This is a genomic window from Prosthecobacter sp., assembly GCF_044227185.1.
Taxonomy (GTDB): domain Bacteria; phylum Verrucomicrobiota; class Verrucomicrobiia; order Verrucomicrobiales; family Verrucomicrobiaceae; genus Prosthecobacter.
The window spans coordinates 106,693-120,633 of record NZ_JBGAFO010000016.1; the positions used below are offsets into that span (position 1 = coordinate 106,693).

14 protein-coding genes are annotated in these 13,941 nt (G+C 62.6%); 7 read left to right on the forward strand and 7 right to left on the reverse strand.

What is annotated here, in order from left to right; genetic code table 11:
- Nucleotides 1-6: 6 nt before the first annotated feature.
- The 3 genes from ACILSQ_RS28365 to ACILSQ_RS28375 form a co-directional block, all read right to left on the reverse strand.
- On the reverse strand, nt 7-1,353 hold the full coding sequence (locus ACILSQ_RS28365) for a PQQ-binding-like beta-propeller repeat protein (protein WP_395747071.1): 1,347 nt from the start codon (nt 1,351-1,353) through the stop codon (nt 7-9).
- A 108-nt stretch (nt 1,354-1,461) separates the two neighbouring features.
- On the reverse strand, nt 1,462-2,484 hold the full coding sequence (locus ACILSQ_RS28370; protein ID WP_395747072.1) for a hypothetical protein: 1,023 nt from the start codon (nt 2,482-2,484) through the stop codon (nt 1,462-1,464).
- Nucleotides 2,485-2,489: 5 nt separating this feature from the next.
- A complete protein-coding gene (locus ACILSQ_RS28375; protein ID WP_395747073.1) occupies nt 2,490-3,764 on the reverse strand; it encodes an OmpA family protein in 1,275 nt (424 codons plus the stop codon).
- A 142-nt stretch (nt 3,765-3,906) separates the two neighbouring features.
- On the opposite strand from ACILSQ_RS28375, the gene ACILSQ_RS28380 reads away from it, so the two are divergent.
- From ACILSQ_RS28380 to ACILSQ_RS28400, 5 genes are all read left to right on the forward strand, one after another.
- On the forward strand, nt 3,907-4,818 hold the full coding sequence (locus ACILSQ_RS28380) for a PfkB family carbohydrate kinase (RefSeq protein ID WP_395747074.1): 912 nt from the start codon (nt 3,907-3,909) through the stop codon (nt 4,816-4,818).
- 138 nt (nt 4,819-4,956) lie between these two features.
- Nucleotides 4,957-5,769, forward strand: a complete 813-nt coding sequence (gene menB, locus ACILSQ_RS28385; RefSeq protein ID WP_395747075.1) for a 1,4-dihydroxy-2-naphthoyl-CoA synthase — start codon at nt 4,957-4,959, stop codon at nt 5,767-5,769.
- A 111-nt stretch (nt 5,770-5,880) separates the two neighbouring features.
- Nucleotides 5,881-6,450 carry an acetyl-CoA carboxylase biotin carboxyl carrier protein gene (gene accB / locus ACILSQ_RS28390; protein WP_395747076.1) on the forward strand — a complete coding sequence of 190 codons (570 nt, stop codon included), beginning with the start codon at nt 5,881-5,883 and terminating at the stop codon, nt 6,448-6,450.
- Nucleotides 6,451-6,543: 93 nt separating this feature from the next.
- Nucleotides 6,544-7,905 (forward strand): acetyl-CoA carboxylase biotin carboxylase subunit, encoded by a 1,362-nt coding sequence (gene accC, locus ACILSQ_RS28395; protein WP_395747077.1) that lies wholly within the window; start codon nt 6,544-6,546, stop codon nt 7,903-7,905.
- 32 nt (nt 7,906-7,937) lie between these two features.
- Entirely contained in the window at nt 7,938-8,444 is a 507-nt protein-coding gene (locus ACILSQ_RS28400; protein ID WP_395747078.1) for a hypothetical protein, read from the forward strand.
- Between the two features lie 13 nt (nt 8,445-8,457).
- Here the strand turns inward: ACILSQ_RS28400 and lepB are convergent, their stop codons facing one another.
- The 3 genes from lepB to ACILSQ_RS28415 all read right to left on the reverse strand — a co-directional run bounded on the left by lepB (nt 8,458) and on the right by ACILSQ_RS28415 (nt 11,277).
- A complete protein-coding gene (gene lepB, locus ACILSQ_RS28405; protein WP_395747079.1) occupies nt 8,458-9,666 on the reverse strand; it encodes a signal peptidase I in 1,209 nt (402 codons plus the stop codon).
- 76 nt (nt 9,667-9,742) lie between these two features.
- Nucleotides 9,743-10,147: an ACT domain-containing protein gene (locus ACILSQ_RS28410; protein WP_395747080.1), complete on the reverse strand. Its 405-nt coding sequence runs from the start codon at nt 10,145-10,147 to the stop codon at nt 9,743-9,745.
- The gene (locus tag ACILSQ_RS28415) at nt 10,144-11,277 is read right to left on the reverse strand and encodes a histidine decarboxylase (protein ID WP_395747081.1); all 1,134 of its coding nucleotides are present in this window, start codon (nt 11,275-11,277) and stop codon (nt 10,144-10,146) included. Before ACILSQ_RS28415 ends, ACILSQ_RS28410 begins: the two co-directional genes overlap by 4 nt.
- Nucleotides 11,278-11,395: 118 nt before the next feature.
- Here ACILSQ_RS28415 and ACILSQ_RS28420 point away from each other — a divergent pair, with 118 nt between their 5' ends.
- A complete protein-coding gene (locus ACILSQ_RS28420) occupies nt 11,396-11,647 on the forward strand; it encodes a hypothetical protein (RefSeq protein WP_395747082.1) in 252 nt (83 codons plus the stop codon).
- Between the two features lie 93 nt (nt 11,648-11,740).
- Here ACILSQ_RS28420 and lepA read toward each other — a convergent pair whose 3' ends face one another.
- The gene (gene lepA / locus ACILSQ_RS28425) at nt 11,741-13,537 is read right to left on the reverse strand and encodes a translation elongation factor 4 (protein WP_395747083.1); all 1,797 of its coding nucleotides are present in this window, start codon (nt 13,535-13,537) and stop codon (nt 11,741-11,743) included.
- Nucleotides 13,538-13,637: 100 nt separating this feature from the next.
- Here lepA and ACILSQ_RS28430 point away from each other — a divergent pair, with 100 nt between their 5' ends.
- Nucleotides 13,638-13,937 carry a 4a-hydroxytetrahydrobiopterin dehydratase gene (locus tag ACILSQ_RS28430; RefSeq protein WP_395747084.1) on the forward strand — a complete coding sequence of 100 codons (300 nt, stop codon included), beginning with the start codon at nt 13,638-13,640 and terminating at the stop codon, nt 13,935-13,937.
- Nucleotides 13,938-13,941: the final 4 nt, after the last annotated feature.

Genomic DNA, 13,941 nt, shown 5'->3' on the forward strand with positions numbered 1-13,941 from the left:
GCCTCCTCACTCCCCGATGCAATACAGCGTCTTTGCGGAACGCAGAAACAACTGGCCGTTGCTGATGGCGGGGGTGGCGCTGTGGTCGGAGGTGTCGCCTTCGATCTTGTTGCGGGAGATGAGTTCGAACTTGGGGCCGAGCTTGATGACGAGGACTTCACCGCGACGACCGACGTGGTAGAGGTGTCCGTTTGCGGCGACGGGCGAGGCGTAATCTCCGCCGCCCATGCCGCCACCACCGCCGCGACGTCCGCCGCCGCCACCGAAGCCTTGATTGCCGCCGCCTTGAGTGGCGTCACCGCCGGTGGAAGCGATGCGCTCGGTATAAACTTCAGCACCGGTTTTGGCATCCCGGCAGTTGGCGACGGAGCCGCTGATCCAGAAGAGGCGGTCCTCCCACAGGATGGGCGTGGAAATGCGGGCGCCATTGGAGCCGGTCCACAGGGTGTGGGTGGCGCTGACGTCCCCCTTCCCTCCGGCCTTGATGGCCACGGAGCCGCCGCCGCGCTCGCTCATGGCAAAGATGGTTTTGCCATCGGTCACGACGCTGTTGCAGACGGAGTCGCTTTGCAGGCCCTGGGCATACCAGCGCAGCTTGCCGGTGTCGGGATTGAAGCCCCATACCTCTCCGGGCACCGCGAGGGCGAGATCGGCGCGGCCTTCCACCTCCACCACGACCGGTGTGCCCCAGGTGCTGGCGAAGCCTTCGGAGGGCGCTTTCCAGAGTTGTTTGCCGCTGTTTTTGTCGAAGCCATACAGGGCCTGGCTTTCCACCAACGCGGGAACGATCAGCACATCTCCATGCAGGATGGGGCTGGAGGCGCTGCCCCAGCCCCGGCGGTCGTCCCAGTCTCCCACATCCGCCTGCCAGAGAGGTTTGCCCTCCATGTCGAAGGCATGGACGCCGGATTTACCGAAGAAGGCGAAGACGCTCTTGCCATCGGAGACGGGTGTATGGCTGGCATAACCGTTCTGCGCAAACATGCCGCCGTAGCGCTCCTCCGGCTGCTTGGCTGGCACGGTGCGGTCCCACAAGATTTTGCCTGTGCCGCGGTCCACACAGATGAGATGCCGCACCAGGGCGGTGATGTCTCCTGCAGACTGCTGGCCCTCCGTGGCATAGCCGCTCCAGCAGGTGACAAAAACGCGGTCTCCCACCACGATGGGGCTGGAGGAACCTGGGCCAGGCAGGGCGGTCTTCCACTTGAGATTCTTCGTGGCGCTCCATTCCACCGGCACCGGCTTGTCATCTGCAGCGATGCCGCTGCCATTGGGCCCGCGAAAGCGCGGCCAGTCAGCGGCTTGGATGACCAGGGGAAACAAACAAACCGAGAGGAGAAGGCGCGTGCTCATGACCGCTTCCAACCCAGGGCAGCCGCCGCGGTTGCGCATGCAGGCGCAAAAGACCTTCGAACACCGCAAACGGAATGTGCGAACCACCTTATGCCCGACACCAGACGCTCAGGCTGAGGGAGCCGTCTGTTGCGCCGCCAGCTCACGGGCCTGCTCCACCCAGTGTTCGCGCTGGATGCGGTCCTTGAAGGCAAGGCGGGTGGAAAACTCCTTCACCTGGTCTTCGTTCCACGCGGCGATCTGCGCGTAGGTGTAGATGCCAAATTCATGCAGGCGCTGCTCCAGCACCTTCGCGATGCCTTTCAGCGCGGTGAGGTCGTCCGTCTTCACGGGCCTGTTTTTGTAAATGAGGCCCAGGCGGGGATCGACCACCGGCTTGATCTCCACCGCAGGGAGCGGTGTGATGGGAGGAAGATCGGTCAGCGCAGGAATGGTGTCGGCGGGCACCAGTCCTTCGGGAGGCTGCGGTGCCTCCGCCGCCGCGCCCTCGGATTCCTCTTTGTCGTGTGGCGTGGCGATGATGGCAGCCAGCGGCGAGGCATGCCGGGCAGGCGGCGGGGGGACAGAGGCGGATGCAGCGATGGGTGCGGTGGCGACTTCTGGCGGAGTCGCGCCCGGTTCCGAGGCGGGCGGCGGTGCTTCTGCTTTCGCTACGTGCTGCGGAGCGCTCGTGGCCGCTGAAGGCTCGGGCGGCCTGGGAACCTTGGCCTTGATGACATTTGCCTGAGGCTTCGGCGGCAGCTTTGTGACGGGCGCCTCGGCGGGCGGCTCCTCTGGCAGGCGAAGGTCGCTGGTGGTGATGGTTTCCGCCGTGATGGCGGGGACGGCCCCGGCGGCAGCCGAGCTCTCCTGCTTCGGCATGTGAATGGTTTCGGTGGCCATGGCGACTGCGGGCCCGGATTTGACGGAGTGGTCGCCGATCTTGCGCTTAAGGCCGGCGATTTCGTCCTTCATGCCCTCAGCCTCGCGGAGCAACTGGCGCGTCTGCCGCTTGTAGCGCCCCCAGGTGGCATAGCCAAACAGCAGGCCGACGATGAAGAAGACGGCCCCCAGCACCCCGACAAAGGCACCGCTGTGCATGAGCATGTAAAACAGCGGCTCGGAAGAGAGGGATTCAAAGTCGAATTTCATGAAGGCTATTTGATGAGAAGTTCGACACAGCGCGGGCTGGCAGGAGCCGCGGGAGAAGTCGCTGGCACGGCGTCAAATACGATGGCGCGAATGTCCGTGGCGGTCACCCCCTGCTCCACGAGGAAAGACATCACCGCATCAGCACGGGCTTTGCCGAGATCCTTTTCGGCTTTTTCCGGCGCCGCCGGGTCTGGGTGCGCGCCGATGACCAGCCCCAGCGCCGGTCCGGCCGCGAGCAATGTGGGCGCGAGGATGGCGAGCTTTGTCTGCTCCGCGGGTGTGAGGCGGGCGGAGCCGGGATCAAACACAATCACACAGCTCCGCAGGGCCTCGCGCACGGATGCGATGACCTCCGGTGGCAGCTTTGACTGCACCTGGTAGCCGGGAAAATGGTAGATCGATGGCACCAGGGTGAAATGAGCGTCCACCTTGGCCGCGCCGGTGACAGGCCTGAGCAGGGCCAGCCAGCGGCTCTCCATCTGCCGTGTGGCGACTCCTTCGAGGTGTGGGATGCCATCGCTCTGAATGTCGAAGGAGCGGGGCGGAGGCACGGCGAAAAAGCTTTTCACAAAGGCGGTGAGCAGGTCCGGCTTTGCAAAGGCGGCGGGCAGCACATGCGGACTGGCCTTCAGCGCGGCGGGGTCCACCACGCGGGCACCGGCTACTTCCGCGAGCGTGGCGACGAGGTCTTCTTTCAGCGCTGTGTCCTGCAGCAGGCCGCTGAGCACGATGGCATCGTCTTTCGCATGGATGTGGAGCTCGGCGGGTACGCGGAGGGTGTCGATGATCGGCTTCAGCAGAGGGCTGGCAGCCGTGAGCGGCGGTTTGAGGCCCTCCGGCCAGCGCACTTCGGGGGAGGTGTGCAGACCGTCCGCATTGATCACCAGGTCGGGACGCAGTTCCGCGAGCAGGCGGCCTGCATTGGCGGCCTCATCTCCTTCCGGGAACCAGCCGCTGAGACGAAGGGTGTTTTGGTCCAGTCGGGCGCTGAGGCTGGCCAGAACATGAATGCGCTCCGCGCTGGGCTGCAGCCTGAGGGGGCCGAGGGAACGGATGGCAGCCAGCGCCCGCTGGCGGGAGTCCGGGTCTGGCGCCTCCCCGGTGACAGCGAGGTCATAAAAGCGCACGTCCACCCCGGCATTGCGCACGCCGGCAGCCTTCAGCCGGGCCATGGCCTCCTGCTTCAGCACAGGCACGTTGTGCTCGCAAAACAACCATGCGTGCACCCCTGTCGCCACGGGCAGGAGGATGAGCATGAAAAAGCAGAGACTGAGGCGCATGAAAGAGTGTGCGGAGTGGCAATTGACACCGAGGAGGTGGAACCGATAATCCGCGGCCCCCGCTGGCAGGTGTACCGTTAAAAGTTCGCCGCCCGCGAGGCAAGGATTAACTGTTACACCTTACCTAACCAAATACACGCTCATGTCAGTCGTCATCGCCGGAACCGTCGCCCTCGACAATGTCAAAACGCCGCAGGATTCGCAGGAAAACCTGCTCGGAGGTTCCGCCAGCTACGCGGCGCTGGCCGCCAGCATCTTCTGCCAGCCCATTCATCTGGTGGGCGTGATCGGCCATGATTTCCCCAAGCCCCACCTGGACATGCTGGCCTCCCGCGGCATCACGCTGGACGGCCTGGAGCGCAGCGACGGCGAGTCCTTCACCTGGACCGGCGAATACCATGAGGACATGAACAGCCGCACCACGCACAAGGTGGGCATCAACGTACTGGAGCAGTGGCAGCCCAAGCTCCCCGCCCCTGCCAGGGCCGCCAAGGTGGCCGTGGCCGCCAACATGAGCCCGGACAACCAGATGCAGATGCTGGATCAAATCGAGGCTGATTTCGTCACCGCCGACACGATGGACCTGTGGATCAGCATCGCCAATGAGCGCCTGCACGAAGTGCTCAAGCGCATCGATCTCCTCGTCATCAATGACGGCGAGGCCAAGGAATTTGCCGGAACGACCAATCTGGTGGAGGCCGGGCGCAAGCTGCAGGCCAAGGGCCCGCGCTTCGTGATCGTGAAGCGTGGCGAGCACGGCAGCTTCCTCTTTGGGGAAAAGCCGTCCGAGTTTTTTGCCTGCTCCGCCTACCCGCTGCACAGTGTGTTTGACCCCACCGGCGCCGGCGACTCCTTTCTGGGCGGCCTTTCCGGCTGGCTGGCCGCGAATGGCAAGACCAAGCCCACCTTTGAAGACCTCAAGACCGCCGTGGTCCACGGCAGCGTGACCGCCAGCTACACCTGCGAAGCCTTCAGCACGCACAAGCTGCAGACGGTGACGAAGGAAGACATCGCCGCGCGTATCGCCGAGCTGCGGTCGTTCACGAACTTCTGAGTTTGCGATGGCTGGCCATTGTTTGCAGTGGTTTGCAATTGTTTCCAAACCACTGCCAACGTCCCTCTTCTGGAGGCTCGGCCAACCACTGCAAACCATCGCCAACCACCGCCAACAACTGCAAACTTCCCCCTCCCCATGTGGACTTCCATCAAGACCTTCAAAGACATCAAGCTGGAAAAGACCAGCGATGGCATCGCCAAGATCACCATCAACCGGCCCAAGGTGCGGAATGCCTTCCGGCCGCTGACGGTGAAGGAGATGCTGGAAGCGTTTGAGATTGTGCATGAGGACCGGGACGTGGGGGTGATCATCCTCTGTGGCGAGGGGCCCCGGGCCTTCTGCTCCGGGGGCGACCAGAAAGTGCGCGGAGACGCCGGCTACATTGGTGACGACGGCGTGCCGCGCCTGAACATTCTGGATGTGCAGCGGAAAATCCGCACGCTGCCCAAGCCCGTGGTGGCCATGGTGGCCGGCTACGCCATCGGCGGCGGGCATGTGCTGCATGTGGTGTGTGACCTGACCATCGCTGCGGACAACGCCCGTTTTGGCCAGACCGGGCCGAAGGTGGGCAGTTTTGACGGGGGGCTGGGCTCCAGCTACCTGGCACGCATTGTGGGGCAGAAAAAAGCCCGCGAGATCTGGTACCTCTGCCGCCAGTATGACGCCAAGCAGGCCCTGGAGATGGGGCTGGTGAACACCGTCGTGCCGCTGGACCAGCTCGAAGAGGAGACGCTCAAGTGGTGCCGTGAGATGCTGCAGCACTCCCCCCTGGCCCTGCGCTGCCTCAAATCCGCCCTCAACGCGGACTGCGACGGCCAGATGGGCCTGCTGGATCTGGCCGGCAACGCCACGCTGCTCTACTACATGAGCGAAGAGGCGAAGGAGGGCAAAAACGCGTATGTGGAGAAGCGGAAGCCCAATTTTAGCAAATTTCCCCGTCTGCCCTAAGGGATGCACGAGCGGAGGGCAGGCGGCTTGAAAGTCAAGAATGCCTTTATGGTTGCCACATCTGGCGGAGTTTGTATGATCGGCGCCATTCGTTGACACACTCTCCCTGACATGGCCAAACGCACCAAATCCAAACCTGCCTCCCCCGCCCCTTCCGCATCGTCCTCCTCCAACGATCTCAGTCAGATACGTGAGATCGTCCAGTTGATGGCAGGAAACGATGTTTCCTATTTCTACAGTGAGCGCAACGGAGCCAAGCTCGAGCTTCGCCGTGGCTCTGACCTGGAAGCCGTCAAAGAGCTCCTCAAGAGCCTGCCAGCCGCCTCCGGCGCTCCCATGACCTACGCCGCCCCGGCGCACATGCCCGCCCCCATGCCGGTGGCGCCTGCGCCCGCGGCCGCCTCCGCTTCCCCGGCAGCAGCGGCCTCCGCTCCTGAGGCCATGGGGCCGACCATCAATTCCCCCATGGTGGGCACCTTCTACCGCAGCCCCGCTCCGGGCGAGAAGCCCATCGTGAACGTGGGTGACATCGTGGATGAAAACAGCAATGTCTGCATCATCGAGGCCATGAAGGTCATGAACGAGATCAAGGCGGATGCCCGCGGCACCATCGCCCGCGTCCTCGTGGAGGACGGCAAGCCCGTCCAGTATGGCCAGCCCTTGTTCGAGTTGAAAGCCTGATCTCCCACCACCCTGCCCCTGTCTTGACGCCCTGGCCGTGCCGGATCCGGCCGCCAGCGGTCAAGCAGACTTCCCCCACCTTCCGCGCCTCTCATGTTTAAAAAAGTCCTCGTTGCCAACCGTGGTGAAATCGCCCTCCGCGTCATTCGTGCCTGCAAAGAACTCGACGTCAAAACCGTCGCCGTTTATTCCGAAGCTGATGTGGATTCGATGCACGTTCACCTCGCCGATGAAGCCATCTGCATCGGCCCCGGCCCCAGCACCGAGAGCTACCTGAAGATGAGCCGCATCATCAGTGCGGCGGAGATTGCCAACGTGGACGCCATCCACCCCGGCTACGGCTTCCTCTCTGAGAAGGCTGAATTCGCCGAAGTCTGCGCGCAGTGCAAAATCAAGTTCATCGGCCCCTCTGCCCGAGTCATCAGCATGATGGGGGACAAGAACGTGGCGCGTGAAACGGCGCTGAAGGCCGGCATGCCCATCACTCCCGGTTCCGACGGCATCATTCACACCGAAGAAGAGGCCCTCGAGTGGGCGCGCAAGATCGGCTACCCTGTCATGGTCAAGGCCAGCGCCGGCGGCGGTGGCCGCGGCATGCGCCCCGTGCTCAATGAAGCGACCCTGGGCTCCAGCTTCCAGGCGGCCTCTCTGGAGGCCATGAAATGCTTTGGCGACGGCTCCATGTACATGGAGAAGCTCGTGGAGAAGCCCCACCACATCGAATTCCAGGTCGTGGCCGACTCCCATGGCAACGTCGTTCATCTGGGCGAGCGCGACTGCTCCATGCAGCGCCGCAATCAGAAGATCATCGAAGAGTGCCCCTCCCCGAAAATCTCCGCCAAGATGCGCAAGCGCATGGGAGACGCCACGGTGAAGCTCTGCAAGGAGATCGGCTATGAGAACTGCGGCACCATTGAGTTCCTCGTGGATAACAACTGCGAAAACTTCTACTTCATGGAGATGAACACCCGCATCCAGGTGGAGCACCCCATCACGGAGGAAGTTTATGGCTGCGACCTGATCAAGGAGCAGATCCGCATCGCCGCCGGCCTGCCGCTGAGCGAGCACGTGGTGGACGCCCAGCCCCGCGGCCATGCCATCGAGTGCCGCATCAATGCTGAAGACCCGGCCCGCAATTTCGCCCCCAGCCCCGGCAAGATCAATCTGTGGTACACCTCCGGTGGCCGCGGCGTCCGTGTGGACACCCACGTTTATTCCGGCTACTCCGTGCCGCCGTATTATGACTCGATGATCGCCAAGCTCATCGTGACTGGCGCCACGCGAGACATCGCCATCCGCCGGATGCGCCGTGCGCTCAGTGAATTCACCGTCGAAGGCATCAAGACCACCATCCCTCTGCAAGGCCAGATCCTGACCACTTCGGATTTCCAGCACGGCCAGTATGACATCACCTGGGTGGAAAACTTCCTGCGCCAGGAAGGTTTGAAAGCCTGAGCGGTGCGGGATTCAGGCTCCGCACACGGTTTATGAATCCGGAGAGCGATCTGAATCCCTATGCGGCTCCGCAGAGTGATGGGGTGCCACTAAGAGCGGGAGAGCAGGAACCATCCGTGCCGCGCCCTGCTTCGACGAAGTGGCTGCTGGGGTTGATGTGGTTTTTTCTCATTTGCGGCGTTTTCATGGGCTTTCTGGAGGAGGGGCTGGCGTTTTTTCGCGCATTCGTTTCCATTCAAGTCGCCCTGAGATTCTCTGGAATGTTGCTCATCATGATCGCTTTCCAAGTCTTCAGGCGCAGCCTCATCACCTACGTGCTAGGTATCGTATGTTTGGTTTTCCTTGGCTACGTTTTGGCCAAGGTAACGTCTGCAACAGTGCACAACCTGGCAGACGCCAGGGACGGGACAGTCGATAAAACTCAAATCCGAGCAGATCTCTTCGTCGCCCTCGTATTCAGCGCTTTGTTCGCCAAACTCTGCTACCACTTCATCTTCGGCCTTCCCAGCCGAAGATTCTACCGCCTGACTTCGAAGTAAAGGGAAGCGTGGCTTACCGGATCAGCCCCCAGTTCCGCCCGATGGGGAAATAGCAGAAGAGCGCGGGTCCGACGAGATTGCGTTCAGGCACCACGCCCCACCTGCGGCCGTCTGAGCTGTTGTAGCTGTTGTCACCCATCGCGAAGTACTGCCCGCTGCGCAGCAGCACATGGTCGTATCTGCCCCCGACGCTGGCGGCGGGGCCATACCCTTTGTAGCCGTCCTTCGGGTGCTCCCGGGTTCCGGTCATCACGCGCTTGAAGCCAGGCTCCTCCGCCACCTTGCCGTTGATCTTGAGCAGCGGGGATTCGACAGACAGTTCGTCTCCAGGCACCCCTGCGAGCCGTTTGATATAATGCTGGGAGCCCTGCTCCGCCGGCACCCCGATCTCCTCGATGTTCTTTGTCGTGAAAACAAAGACTTCGCCGCGCACAGGCCGGCGGAAATTGTAGGCAAACTTGTTCACCAGCACATGATCGCCGGTATCGATCGTGCCGCGTGCCAGGAGCTGGCCCTTGGTAACCTCCCTGCCCGCGAGGCTTCCCTCAAAGTAGCGGCCGCTGTTGTCGGGGGTGTACATGTTGCTTTCTTCAGGGGCCGCGCCCGTGTACTGAAACAAGCCGAGATTGTGCTTCACGGTGGTGAGCTGGGCCATGGGCGCCCAGATCCACTGGCTTTCACCATCTTCATAATGCAGGCGGCAGTGCATGAAGAAGCCCATGAAACCATGCTCCGTGAGCGGGTCTTTCTCCCTGATCCGCCCGGTGTGGCTGGCCACCACGTTGACATAACTGCGCCCGGTCACAAAATCTTTGCACTGCTGGAGAAAGCCTGGCGTGGTGTCCTCCTTCGTATGCTCTGCGACAATGCCGTACAGTGTCGGCTGCATGGACCCGGTCGGGATCTTGAAGGGCTGGGCGATGTAGCTGCGGATGCCGAGGGCGATGACGATGGCGACGAAGAAGACCTCCACATTTTCGCCGATCTCCGAGTGCTCGGCATGCGGCAGCGCCTTTTCACAGGCCTTGTTGATCTCGTCATTGAGCTCACTGAGGCGCTTTTTGTCCCGGGCGCGCATGGCCTGCTCCAGGCTGGTGCGCAAGGCGGTGATCTCCTCCAGCTTCGCCGGTGGCAGGATGTCGCGCTTGTAGTTGATGAAGCGCGTCACGCCCTTGTGCAGGAGCTTGGCATGCTTGAGGTAGCGGGGGGTGAGGAAAAACATGGGGGCGGGTGAACCAAGACTCTAGGACGCCACGGACAATGCTCAAGTGCCGTCATTGGGCCAAAGCCAGTTTGCTTCACTCCCTTGGCTCCACCACCAGCACGTCCCGCAGGACCTCGGCGGCGAGGGCGTTGTCCGAGCAGACGAGGCTGGCGGTGGTGCTGGAGGCATCGCGCCGGAGGATGTGCATGGAGCGGAGGTCGAGGCCGGCGTCCTTCAGCCGCAGGGCGACGGCGGCCAGGGCACCCGGTTTGTCCTCCAGACGAACCAGCAGGGTGTCCTGGGTGATGGCGCGGAAGCCGTGCTCGCTGAGGACACGCAGGGCCTCATCGTAGCGGTCCACGCTGAGGACCACGACGCCGTGGTCCTCCACACTTTCCACATCGATTTCCTCGATGTTGATGCCACGCTCCGCGAGGCAGGCGGTGAGCCTGGCGGCGATGCCACGCTCGTTCGGCACAAGGACGGTGAGCTGTTTCATGGGGAGGGTTTGAGGGCTGCGGCGAAGTCGGTGACGAAGGCGTCGATGGTGCTGCGGGTGACATGCGGCATGACGATGAGGTGGCCGATGTTTTTGCGGGGGGCGATGGTCCAGCGCTCCATCATGGAGGGCGGCGGCTTGGGGAAGACGACGGTGATGGAATTCGGGTGGCGCCAGGCCTCGATGCCGTGGGCGCGGAACTGCTGCACGGCATACTCCGCATTCTCCAGGCAGGTTTGCACCACGCTGCGCAGGCCGGCATCTCCCAGAGTGCGGAGACGATACCAGAGCACCAGCGGGGAAAAGGCGCTGCGGGAGCCGGCGATGGTGGTGTCCAGCGCGCCGATGTATTCGATGGAGCGGGCGATGCGGTCCACGTGCGCCTTGCGCGCCACCACCACACCGCAGGGGACGGGGGAGCCGAGCATCTTGTGCCCGCTGATGGAGATGCTGTCCGCGCCGTGGGCGAAGTTCCAGGGCTGCGGGGCATCCACAAAGGGCAGGATCATGCCGCTGAGCGCCGCATCGGCATGGATGTAGGCATTGCCGATGGCGAGGTCTTCCAGGATGGCGCGGATCTGCGCCAGGTCATCGACGGCTCCCTTCATGGTGGTGCCGATGTTGGCAAAGATGATGGGCGGCACATCGCGGTGGATGCGCAGCGTCTCGCGGAGATCGGCGTAGTCCATCTGGCCGTCCGGCTGGCTTTTGATCATGATGTTCCGCGTGTGCTGGAGGCGCAGGACTTTGGCCACGCTGTAATGGGTGTCCTCGCTAAAGTAGCAGATGCCGTCCGGGTAGAGCTCCCGCGCGACGTAGAGGCCGTACATGTTTCCCTCGGTGCCGCCGCTGGTCACGTAGCCCCACCACTCATCCGCGGGTGCCTGGGTGAAGCGGGCAAAGTCTGCGAGGACCTCGCGCTCGAACTCCATGGTGTTGAGCCGGTAGTTCGTGCTGTGAAAGGGATCGCCGACGTTGTTGATGCTGAACTCGAGGAAGCGGAAGAGCTCCGAGTAGTCAAAGGCCTGGTTGGTGGGGTAGCCGACATTGCGCGCGCTGGAGGCGCGCAGCCGCTCGTACAGGGCATCAAGCCGCTGCCGATCCGCTGGACTGAGGTTGGAAGAAGTCACGGCAAGGAGGATACTCCTAGAAACCGTAGAAGGATGCAAGTGCGGCCACCCATCTGCTTGCTTCCGGAAGCGGCAAGACGAAGCTTGCTCTCAGACGGCCTTTGGACATGCTCTCTCCATGGCAGCCCCCGCCGCGCGATCTTCTGAACATGCCTTTCCGAGCGTGGATGACCTGCGTCCGGAAACAGATTGCCTGACTGGAATCGATCTGTCGCTGATCAGGGAGAATCTGAAGCTCACGCCGTGGGAGCGCATCCTGGCAAACGACAATACGGTCAATTTCTGCGACATGGGCAGGGCTGCACTCTCGCAAGCCCGAGTGCTTGCCGAACGCGGACCGTCGGCGTGCTGCGAGCCCAATGGCGTGTGAATGCGCTCATGGTCGGACGGTTTGGCGCAGGCAGCCGCAGGAGGAAGGGCGACCTCGACGCCAAACACATGGTATCTACGATCCGAGCAATCGTCAGTTCGTCTTCAGCACCTCGATGAACGCTTCCTGGGGGATGTTCACCTTGCCGATGGCTTTCATCTTCTTCTTACCTTCCTTCTGCTTGTCGAGGAGCTTGCGTTTACGGGAGATGTCGCCGCCGTAGCATTTGGCGGTGACGTCTTTGCGCAGGGCGCTGATGCTCTCACGGGCGATGATCTTGCCACCGATGGCGGCCTGGATGGCGACGACGAAGAGCTGCTGGGGAATAACTTCCTTGAGCTTGGCGCAGAGCTGGCGGCCGCGGCTTTCGGCCTTGCTGCGGTGCACGATGCAGGAGAAGGCATCGACGGGATCTCCGGCGATGAGGATGTCCATCTTCACCAGTTCGGCGGGCTCGTACCCTGCGTGCTCGTAGTCCATGCTGCCGTAGCCACGGGTGATGGACTTGAGCTTGTCGTTGAAGTCCACGAGGATCTCATTGAGCGGCATGACGGTGTGCAGCAGCACGCGGCGGTCATCCAGGGTCTCGGTGTTGTTGACCATGCCGCGCTTGTCCATGACGAGCTGCATCATGTCGCCGATGTATTCGTTCGGGATCATGATGTTCACCTTCACCATGGGCTCGCGGATTTCGTCGATCTCCTGGGCGGAGGGCAGGAAGCAGGGATTGTCCACCTCCATCTCGGTGCCGTCGGTCTTGCGCACCTCGTAAATGACGGACGGGTAGGTGGAGATGACGTCCATGTCGAACTCACGACGGAGGCGCTCCTGCACGATCTCCATGTGCAGCAGGCCGAGGAAGCCGCAGCGGAAGCCGAAGCCCAGGGCGGCGGAGCTTTCGGACATGAAGGTGAAGGCGGCGTCGTTGATCTGCAGCTTGCCAACGGCGAGCTTGAGAGCCTCGAAGTCGTCCGTGCTCACGGGATAGATGCCGCTGAAGACGAGGGGGTGGATTTCCTTGAAGCCGGGCAGCGGCTCGGGCGAGGGCTTGCGGGACTCGGTGATGGTGTCGCCGATCTTCACGTCTGCCGTAGATTTCACGTTGGCGATGAGGTAGCCCACATCACCCGCCTCCAGCTTTTCGCAGGTGGTCATCTTCGGACGGAAGATGCCCACATCCTTGATTTCGTAGTCCAGGCCGGTGGACATCATGCGCACCTTCTGGCCGCGGATGATGGTGCCGCTGACCACGCGCACGTAGCTGACCACGCCGCGGTAGGCGTCGAAAACGGAGTCAAACACCGAGGCGCGCAGGTAGCCGTCTCCGGGATCCTTCGGCGGGGGGATGTAGGCCACGATGGCCTCCAGGATGTCCTCGATGCCAATGCCCATCTTGGCGCTGGCGGGCACGGCCTCATCCGAAGGGAGCTGAAGGATGTCCTCAAGCTGGCGCTTGCACTTCTCGATGTCGGCGCTGGGGAGATCGACCTTGTTGATGACGGGGATGACGTGCAGATTCTGCTGCAGGGCGAGGTTCAGATTGGCCACGGTCTGGGCCTCCACGCCCTGGCTGGCATCGATGAGGAGGAGGGCGCCTTCACAGGCGGCCAGGGAGCGGCTCACTTCATAGCTGAAATCCACGTGCCCGGGGGTGTCGAGGAGGTTGAGCTTGTACATCTGGCCGTCTTTGGCCTTGTAGTTCATGCACACCGGGTGCGCCTTGATGGTGATGCCGCGCTCGCGCTCCAGATCCATCGCGTCCAGCAGCTGATCCTGCTGCTGCCGTACCGTGATGGTCTGGGTGAATTCCAGCAGACGGTCGGAGAGCGTGGTCTTCCCGTGGTCAATGTGGGCGATGATGGAGAAATTGCGGGTGCGGGAAATGGACATTCAGGGGGGCTGGGCGGAGGGGGGCAGTTATCTAATCCAGCGGCGGGAAGAAAGCAATTCCGATACTTGCGGCCCGCACGCCGCCCCTTGATGCTGGCCCATGAAACCGGAACTTTTAAGTCAAGAGGCCGTCCAGCAGCAAATGGCCTCCCTCCCCGGCTGGCGGGTGGAAGGTGGCGAACTGGTGAAAGAGCTCCGCTTCCCCAGCTACATGGCCGGCATTGAATTCGTCCGCCGTGCCGCGGTTCTGGCCGAGGCGATGAACCACCATCCGGACCTCTTCGTCGGCTGGCGCAAAGTCACCGTGCGCCTGAGCACCCACAGCGCAGGCGGACTGACCCGGCTGGATTTTGAGCTGGCCGCGCAGTTGGAGGAGGCCGCTTCGGCCGCCGGCACCTGAACGA

What these genes read in the sequence shown, in the direction of transcription:
- ACILSQ_RS28375 (WP_395747073.1), bottom strand. Translation starts at nt 3,764, where the DNA reads ATGCGCCTCAGTCTCTGCTTTTTCATGCTCATCCTCCTGCCCGTGGCG.
- ACILSQ_RS28430 (WP_395747084.1), top strand. Translation starts at nt 13,638, where the DNA reads ATGAAACCGGAACTTTTAAGTCAAGAGGCCGTCCAGCAGCAAATGGCC.
- ACILSQ_RS28380 (WP_395747074.1), top strand. Translation starts at nt 3,907, where the DNA reads ATGTCAGTCGTCATCGCCGGAACCGTCGCCCTCGACAATGTCAAAACG.
- ACILSQ_RS28370 (WP_395747072.1), bottom strand. Translation starts at nt 2,484, where the DNA reads ATGAAATTCGACTTTGAATCCCTCTCTTCCGAGCCGCTGTTTTACATG.
- ACILSQ_RS28400 (WP_395747078.1), top strand. Translation starts at nt 7,938, where the DNA reads ATGAATCCGGAGAGCGATCTGAATCCCTATGCGGCTCCGCAGAGTGAT.
- accC (WP_395747077.1), top strand. Translation starts at nt 6,544, where the DNA reads ATGTTTAAAAAAGTCCTCGTTGCCAACCGTGGTGAAATCGCCCTCCGC.
- ACILSQ_RS28365 (WP_395747071.1), bottom strand. Translation starts at nt 1,353, where the DNA reads ATGAGCACGCGCCTTCTCCTCTCGGTTTGTTTGTTTCCCCTGGTCATC.
- lepA (WP_395747083.1), bottom strand. Translation starts at nt 13,537, where the DNA reads ATGTCCATTTCCCGCACCCGCAATTTCTCCATCATCGCCCACATTGAC.
- ACILSQ_RS28410 (WP_395747080.1), bottom strand. Translation starts at nt 10,147, where the DNA reads ATGAAACAGCTCACCGTCCTTGTGCCGAACGAGCGTGGCATCGCCGCC.
- ACILSQ_RS28420 (WP_395747082.1), top strand. Translation starts at nt 11,396, where the DNA reads ATGGCAGCCCCCGCCGCGCGATCTTCTGAACATGCCTTTCCGAGCGTG.
- accB (WP_395747076.1), top strand. Translation starts at nt 5,881, where the DNA reads ATGGCCAAACGCACCAAATCCAAACCTGCCTCCCCCGCCCCTTCCGCA.
- lepB (WP_395747079.1), bottom strand. Translation starts at nt 9,666, where the DNA reads ATGTTTTTCCTCACCCCCCGCTACCTCAAGCATGCCAAGCTCCTGCAC.
- menB (WP_395747075.1), top strand. Translation starts at nt 4,957, where the DNA reads ATGTGGACTTCCATCAAGACCTTCAAAGACATCAAGCTGGAAAAGACC.